The 6,000-nt window shown below is 61.2% G+C and carries 9 protein-coding genes and 2 pseudogenes; 5 read left to right on the top strand and 6 right to left on the bottom strand.

The window, feature by feature from the left end; all coding sequences use genetic code 11:
* Positions 1–142, bottom strand: a pseudogene (locus tag AC3WJD_RS18815) (IS110 family transposase); the annotation flags it as partial.
* Positions 143–627: 485 nt separating this feature from the next.
* On the opposite strand from AC3WJD_RS18815, the gene AC3WJD_RS18810 reads away from it, so the two are divergent.
* Entirely contained in the window at positions 628–1,065 is a 438-nt protein-coding gene (locus AC3WJD_RS18810; RefSeq protein WP_492748272.1) for a helix-turn-helix domain-containing protein, read from the top strand.
* 25 nt (positions 1,066–1,090) lie between these two features.
* Here the strand turns inward: AC3WJD_RS18810 and AC3WJD_RS18805 are convergent, their stop codons facing one another.
* Positions 1,091–1,987 (bottom strand): trypsin-like serine peptidase, encoded by an 897-nt coding sequence (locus tag AC3WJD_RS18805; protein WP_492748271.1) that lies wholly within the window; start codon positions 1,985–1,987, stop codon positions 1,091–1,093.
* Between the two features lie 49 nt (positions 1,988–2,036).
* Positions 2,037–2,822, bottom strand: coding sequence for a hypothetical protein (locus AC3WJD_RS18800; RefSeq protein WP_492748270.1), 786 nt, complete (start codon positions 2,820–2,822; stop codon positions 2,037–2,039).
* Between the two features lie 194 nt (positions 2,823–3,016).
* Here AC3WJD_RS18800 and AC3WJD_RS18795 point away from each other — a divergent pair.
* From AC3WJD_RS18795 to AC3WJD_RS18785, 3 genes and pseudogenes are all read left to right on the top strand, one after another.
* Positions 3,017–3,130 (top strand): annotated as a pseudogene (locus tag AC3WJD_RS18795) (PEP/pyruvate-binding domain-containing protein); the annotation flags it as partial.
* A gap of 303 nt (positions 3,131–3,433) precedes the next feature.
* Positions 3,434–3,673, top strand: coding sequence for an excalibur calcium-binding domain-containing protein (locus AC3WJD_RS18790; RefSeq protein ID WP_492748269.1), 240 nt, complete (start codon positions 3,434–3,436; stop codon positions 3,671–3,673).
* Positions 3,674–3,699: 26 nt separating this feature from the next.
* Positions 3,700–4,158: a thermonuclease family protein gene (locus AC3WJD_RS18785; protein ID WP_492748268.1), complete on the top strand. Its 459-nt coding sequence runs from the start codon at positions 3,700–3,702 to the stop codon at positions 4,156–4,158.
* A gap of 42 nt (positions 4,159–4,200) precedes the next feature.
* Here the strand turns inward: AC3WJD_RS18785 and AC3WJD_RS18780 are convergent, their stop codons facing one another.
* The 3 genes from AC3WJD_RS18780 to AC3WJD_RS18770 are packed head-to-tail and all read right to left on the bottom strand — an operon-like array spanning position 4,201 to position 5,147.
* The gene (locus AC3WJD_RS18780; RefSeq protein WP_492748267.1) at positions 4,201–4,551 is read right to left on the bottom strand and encodes a hypothetical protein; all 351 of its coding nucleotides are present in this window, start codon (positions 4,549–4,551) and stop codon (positions 4,201–4,203) included.
* A gap of 18 nt (positions 4,552–4,569) precedes the next feature.
* Positions 4,570–4,881 carry a hypothetical protein gene (locus AC3WJD_RS18775; RefSeq protein ID WP_492748266.1) on the bottom strand — a complete coding sequence of 104 codons (312 nt, stop codon included), beginning with the start codon at positions 4,879–4,881 and terminating at the stop codon, positions 4,570–4,572.
* Positions 4,878–5,147: a hypothetical protein gene (locus tag AC3WJD_RS18770; RefSeq protein ID WP_492748265.1), complete on the bottom strand. Its 270-nt coding sequence runs from the start codon at positions 5,145–5,147 to the stop codon at positions 4,878–4,880. Before AC3WJD_RS18770 ends, AC3WJD_RS18775 begins: the two co-directional genes overlap by 4 nt.
* Positions 5,148–5,312: 165 nt before the next feature.
* Here AC3WJD_RS18770 and AC3WJD_RS18765 point away from each other — a divergent pair, with 165 nt between their 5' ends.
* On the top strand, positions 5,313–5,972 hold the full coding sequence (locus AC3WJD_RS18765) for an SOS response-associated peptidase family protein (RefSeq protein WP_492748264.1): 660 nt from the start codon (positions 5,313–5,315) through the stop codon (positions 5,970–5,972).
* Positions 5,973–6,000: the final 28 nt, after the last annotated feature.

Here is a 6,000-nt window from a genome sequence, read left to right as displayed (position 1 = left end):
CGCAGGCCGGAAGCTTCGCCACATAATCGATCAGCGTCTGGCGTCGCAGCGACCGGCGCACAACAACAGCGCCTTGCCCATCAACGCCCACCACGCTGCAAGTGGTCTTGCCCAGATCAATTCCAAGGATCACAATAGACATCGGTCCGTTCCTTTCCTTTTCGAACACCGGCATCATATCCGATGCCGGGGAAAAGGGGCGGGCCATCCCATAATGGCCGGTTTCATGCAGCGAAAAGCACGCGCTGAACGGCCGAGATGTCGGCGGCAGCGGTCGCAAAGTGAGCCCGAAGCGGTGCCGGCAGCTTCGCGCATAATTATTGCCGTTCGCAGTTTTGCGCAGTCTACCCGAAGCCCCGCGATTCATTCAGCTTTGCGATGGTGGGCTGCTTTGCGCCCGACTGTATCCGCCTCTGACGGGAGCGGATATCCGGTCGACCGTGCAACGGACAATCCAGCGGTCATCCGTTAGATGTCTTTGCGCGCTCGTATCGAGCGCCGCATGCAGCCGACGGGCATAGGCGAAGATCCCGATGGAGACCGGCCGATTGGTCACCCCGCCATTCTTCAGATCGCACGGGCGGAAATGGCCGGCCGCCAAGCTCCCAACGATTTAAACCACTACGGATGCATCTGGAAATTAGACGAGACAATTGCCGTTCGAGCATGAACTTCTCGCGGGCTCGACCAAGCCCCGGGGGAACCACGATGTCAAAAGCGCGCGCGCGTAGGCTGAAGCACGCTCTCGATCTACGAGGGCGACGAAAGCGGTACGCGGTCGCGTGCGAGATTGGCGTCAATCCGAGCTCGTTGACGCGCTGGCTTCAAGGCGATCCGATCTCGATCCAGCACGCCATCCGGCTCTGCCTCCTGCTCGACATCTCGCTGGACTGGCTTTTGCTGGGCCGTGGAGCCCCCGAACCGACAATGCCCCAGGGACTCACCGCCGCCGAGCAGCGGCTGCTCGAAACATGCCGGACGCTGCGCCCGGAAGTCCCGGAACTGCTGATCGGCCTGCTCGAAGCCACAAAGACGAAGCCGCCCTTGTCGCAGGGCGGCTCCTGAGTTCGAAGAACAAACCGGCATATCATCATCGCAAGACCCCGATATCGCGCAGCAGCGGCACGATATTGCGCTGATCGAAATAGGGCGAATAGGAGGATGGCACGTTGTCCCATCCGCTGCTTTGCACGCCCGCGGCATAATGGGTGCCGCGCAAAGCGTCGTAGACGAGCCAGGGGCTTCCGCTGCTGCCCTGCTCCATCGAGTTATAGGCTTCGAGCACATATTGGTCGCCGCTCTGATGCACGGTGACTAGCGGGCCGTCGCTCTCCCAAAGCAGCTCCCCGTCAAAGGGATAACCGTTCGCGGCCTTGGCCGGATAGCCGGCGTCATAGAAGAAATCGAAGGGAGCGCGACGCGGATCATAGCCGAACGTAACCGGCAATGCGGGGGTCGCGTCGGGCACGGGCGCAAAGGGTATGACAGCGCCTATGTCCCAGAATTCGCGCATACCGTGGCCGTGGATCCAACCATTGAGCGTCCGCGCGAAATTCCCCCTGAGCTCCTCGATCCAGACGCCCTGGCTATATTCGCGGCACACCACATAATCCTGCGACCAGGTACCGTTCTGATAGACGACATGTCCCGAGGTGATGATACCCTTCCGGCCAGTATTTCCGGTCACGATCCACGCGCTGGCGACATAGGGAATGCCCGATCGCCTGTAGAAGATCTTGCACAGGGCGTCATAGGGCGGGGTGCCGATATTGGGCGGCACGAAGGTCGCCGGCCAGGGGTCCTCGACGCGACGCGGGCCTTCGAGGCCGGGTGCCCGGCTCGGGCGCGGCGGGGTTTCGGGAATGGCGTTGCGAAAATCCTCGTCTGTCCATGGTTGGCCGGGGCCGGCATCGGGTGATGCCACGACTTCCGAAGGGAGGGTGAGCGGGCTCGTCTGGCGGCCCGCCAGTTCGGGTTGCAAAGGCATAAAATTCTCCTGATTGCAACGGCGGCGCTCATGGTCGCCGCCCGAAGAGTCAGCGGCGAAAGGCCGTCGGCCGGAAGCAGAGCTGCGCGTTGGGGCGTTCTGGCGAGGTTGCGCCATCGAGCCAGTCATCGACCGACTTCTTGTCGAGACCGGCAAGCGTTTCCGCATGCGCCTTGATGAGATCAGGCAGGATCAGATAGGTCGTGGTGCGGACTTCATAATCCTGTTCCTTGACTTCCGACTTGCCGCTCTTCTCGTGGAACATGTGGAGCGACGTATAATAGAGATAGAATTTCGGGTTGTAGAGATCACTCATGTCGATCGACGATTGCGAGAAGAGATTCTTCCACTGCTCGGATTTTTCCTGGCCAAAAACCGATTTCGCCATATCGGTGATCGAGTCCTTGATCTGATTTATGTCTTCAGACGATACGCCCTTGTAGAGATTGACGACCTGATCGATCAGAAGATTGTAGTCGCTCGAATAGAAGGACTGTTTGTCGCTCTCGCTTGTTTCGAGATGAAAAAAGGGATTTTTGTCGATCTCGGCGACATAGGCCGAAAACGCGGCCGCCAGCTGCTCGGGCGGCGTATTGGCGGGATGGAAATTGGCCCGGGTCTGGCTGTGATTAAGGATGCTGGCGATGGCCGTCGGCAGATTGTTGGTGTCGGTATAGATCGCCGTGCCCTTGGCATCGGGGTCCGATGTGTCCTGGCCGAGAAAATTGCCGCGGGCGGTAGCGGACGCCTGATCATCCGAGAGCGGCTGAAGTACCGTTTTCGGGATGATGTGGACCCAGCTTTCGACGACTTCGCGAACCGGCATTGTGCTCATCACGACTCTCCTTGCTGCAAAGCGTCTTGTCGACGCCGCATCAGTGTCCGCGCGACGGTCATGTCATTCAATTTGAGCCCATTGCCTTGCGCGCAATATTGCGCACAATGTGTTGCGCCGACCGAAAAATGCGCGTGCGTCAAGCAGTTGCATCCATTCTGGCGCATTAACTCATGAAATTTCCGGCCCGCTTTACTGGTGCCGACGCCTATTTCGGCAGGGCCCCGGCCATCATCCAACAGCGCGAAAGGATCAAGCGACAGACCATCGAGCATCGGCGCTTGCAACACCGCAGGCTCGCCGCATAACATCAACCCCCAGACGAGGCCCGCTCTCCGCTAATCTGCGCCGCGATCTGTGCCAAAGGTTTCGACGACGGACAGGCGGTGATGGCCTCCGTCTCGGGCTCGCCAGGCTGGTCGGGCAGGCGTCCCCCGGAACCTTCCGCACGCTACTTCCGCACCCGTTTGGCTAGGCAGTCACCCCGATCAGCACGCAATCGCTGCCGAGTGCGTCGCGATCAGACGATCAGCATGCCGTAGTTCATAAGGCATGCCAGCTGGGCGGTCTTCCTTTGCTCTTCGTCAACCCCCCGGCGCCGGCACATCCAGGTGGCCTCGACGCGGGGGGCTGTCACACCAATCGCTAGACAGGCGACTATCACTGCCACCGCGCGGCTCAGCGCTCAAACACGAGCGAGCCCGCGCCGGCAAGGGCTGCCGGGCGGTGGTGGCGGCGCCTTTGCCAATTGCACCGCCGCGCGCGCGGCGGGTGCTGCCCCTGTACGACGCGGCGATCCAGGCTATGGACGCCATCTCGACAGGGACAATGACGGAGTGGGTTGCGATTGATCCTGGGCTTGATGGCGGCGGCAGTTTTGACGGCAGCATGTATCGCGACCGATGGCGACAGCCTCCGGTGCGGCAAGGAACGGATCAGGCTGCTTGCCATCGACGCGCCTGAATTGGGCAGCTGCCCGCCCGGTCGCCGATGCGCGCCGGGCGACCCACTCGCAAGCCGCGACAATCTCCGGCGCCTCATCAAGGGTGCGCAGCTCGCCATCGTGCGCATCAAGAAGGATCGCTATGGCCGCACCATCGCCTCGGTCGCGGCAGGTGGGGTCAATCTGAGCTGCGCACAACTGCGTAGCCATCACGCCGTCTATCGCTCCGACTGGGATCACAAACATCGCATCGGCAACAGCTGCCCGGCGGCACGCCGTGAAGCCGAACGACCGCGTGCTCAAACTCGAGTTCGCGATCCTGCTCCTATTCGTCGTCGGATGACTCGCATGTGGCGCGGCGCTCTGGCTGGTGCGCTGACGCCTGCCGCGTGACGTGGAGGCCGCTGTCGGACGCCCGTCACGCGCAACACGATTTCATGCACTCATCGCCACCGCATCATGTTCGGGAAACAGCGGTAACGGCGATCCGCACGGCCGCCGTTCCGCCACCTCACCCTCGGGTACGACCACCGCCCAGTCGATAGGGAAATCATGACGCACGCTTTCGCTCGCCCCCTTGGGCCGGATCGTGGTGATGCCAGCTCCGTCGCGCGCGACCGCAAAGCTGTGGCTCACCCCGTCCCAGCGCACCGCAAGCAGTGTCCCGTCGCTGAGCCCAATCGAGAACCGCGCCAGGCCCTCTTCATCGGGCGTGAGCGTGATCACCTGTTCGATATCGCCAGAGATCCTCAGCCGATCGCGATGGGGTTCGATCAGAATCGTCATTCGTTTCCTTCCTTCCAGTCAGCGTCGCATTCGAAGCGCGCGTTTCCAGTCTTCTTCACTCGGCATCGGCAGGTCAGCGTCGTTATCGAGCTCGGTGAGTTCGAGGCGGGGTGCGATTTTAGGCCGGCCCAGCGCGCGGCATTTGAGGCAACGCATGTGCCTGGGGACTTTACTGAGGGAAGCGTCCCAGCCCTTGCGTTCGAAGCGCCACCACAGCGCGTGGCCGTCGAAGATCGCACTATGCCCGCAGCGGCAGGTGAAGCGCACCGTCTTGTGCCGCGCCGCCGCGTCGAACAGATCCTTGATCGGATTGGGCGAGGCGACGTTCATGACTTTCCCGCAGGATCGTTGGGCGGCAGGCTGGAGCGGGCGCCCGCGGTTGCAAAGGGATCGGGCTCGTAGTCGGGGATGAGCCGCCGCATTTCCAGATTGTACAGGCCATGGACGAGATGTTCCGTCAGCGCGTCACGTACCACGTCCTTCGACCGGTTCTTTGGCGCCCAGAGGTCACGGAACCAAAAGCGCGGGGCGACCGCCAGCTTGATGCTGAGATGGAGGCGCAGATCGTCGAGCGAAAAGGGTTGGGGATTCGGCATGTCCCATTATCAGAACAAAGGAAGAACATTAGCAACATCTCTCTGTTAAGTTGCTGAGGTATAAGATGAATTACTCTTGGCGGCGGCGCCGATGCTATTTCGATTTGTTCGTAATTTGTTCTATGTTAGGCTCGGCCAACGAGTCGGGGTAAGCGGAAACAGATCATGTCCAGGCTTCATGCGGTTATGGCCAGTGTCGAGGAGATTGCGCGCCACTTCGATGCGGAACCGAACGACGAAGTCACGTGCCCCTATGAGGTGATCAAGGGCTGTCCCAACCTTATCGTGATCGAGAATCAGGGACGGCGTTTGCTGAAGCGGCTGACCTGGGGTTTTCCAAGACTGACGCGCGAGATGCGACTGCGCGGCGAGCCACCCGGACGCATCGGACTTGTCGCCGATCTCACCAATCCGATGTGGGAGCAGATTGTGATCAATCCACGCTACCGCTGTCTCATTCCGCTCACCCATTTCGGTAATCCCGACGGGCCGTCGGGCGCAATGACGCGCACCTGGTTCTCGGTGAAGGATCAGCCAATTGTCTGCTGGGCGGGCTTTTGCCGTAACACGCCCGAGTTCGGGCCGGTCTATGCCGGCATGACGATGGACGCCAATGTCGTAGTGATGCCGACTAACGATCGAATGCCCGTGCTACTCGATCCCGATGAATATGCGCTCTGGCTCCGCGGCTCGATCAGCGACGTGATCGAGTTCCAGTTTCGCGCGCCTTTCGCCGCCGAGCGCATGGAGGTGCTGAAGAGCGAGGATCGCTGGCGCAGCGGCAAGCTCCCTGCCATGCCTGAGCCCCAGCTCGACCTGCTCTAGCACTGGCTGTGCCCGTTTCGCACCGTTC

The organism is Sphingobium sp. FW306-1B-F04DB (genome assembly GCF_058781925.1).
This window is presented reverse-complemented; position numbering and strand designations above follow the sequence as displayed.

What these genes read in the sequence shown, in the direction of transcription:
- AC3WJD_RS18810 (WP_492748272.1), top strand. Translation starts at nt 628, where the DNA reads ATGCATCTGGAAATTAGACGAGACAATTGCCGTTCGAGCATGAACTTC.
- AC3WJD_RS18805 (WP_492748271.1), bottom strand. Translation starts at nt 1,987, where the DNA reads ATGCCTTTGCAACCCGAACTGGCGGGCCGCCAGACGAGCCCGCTCACC.
- AC3WJD_RS18800 (WP_492748270.1), bottom strand. Translation starts at nt 2,822, where the DNA reads ATGAGCACAATGCCGGTTCGCGAAGTCGTCGAAAGCTGGGTCCACATC.
- AC3WJD_RS18780 (WP_492748267.1), bottom strand. Translation starts at nt 4,551, where the DNA reads ATGACGATTCTGATCGAACCCCATCGCGATCGGCTGAGGATCTCTGGC.
- AC3WJD_RS18775 (WP_492748266.1), bottom strand. Translation starts at nt 4,881, where the DNA reads ATGAACGTCGCCTCGCCCAATCCGATCAAGGATCTGTTCGACGCGGCG.
- AC3WJD_RS18770 (WP_492748265.1), bottom strand. Translation starts at nt 5,147, where the DNA reads ATGCCGAATCCCCAACCCTTTTCGCTCGACGATCTGCGCCTCCATCTC.
- AC3WJD_RS18765 (WP_492748264.1), top strand. Translation starts at nt 5,313, where the DNA reads ATGTCCAGGCTTCATGCGGTTATGGCCAGTGTCGAGGAGATTGCGCGC.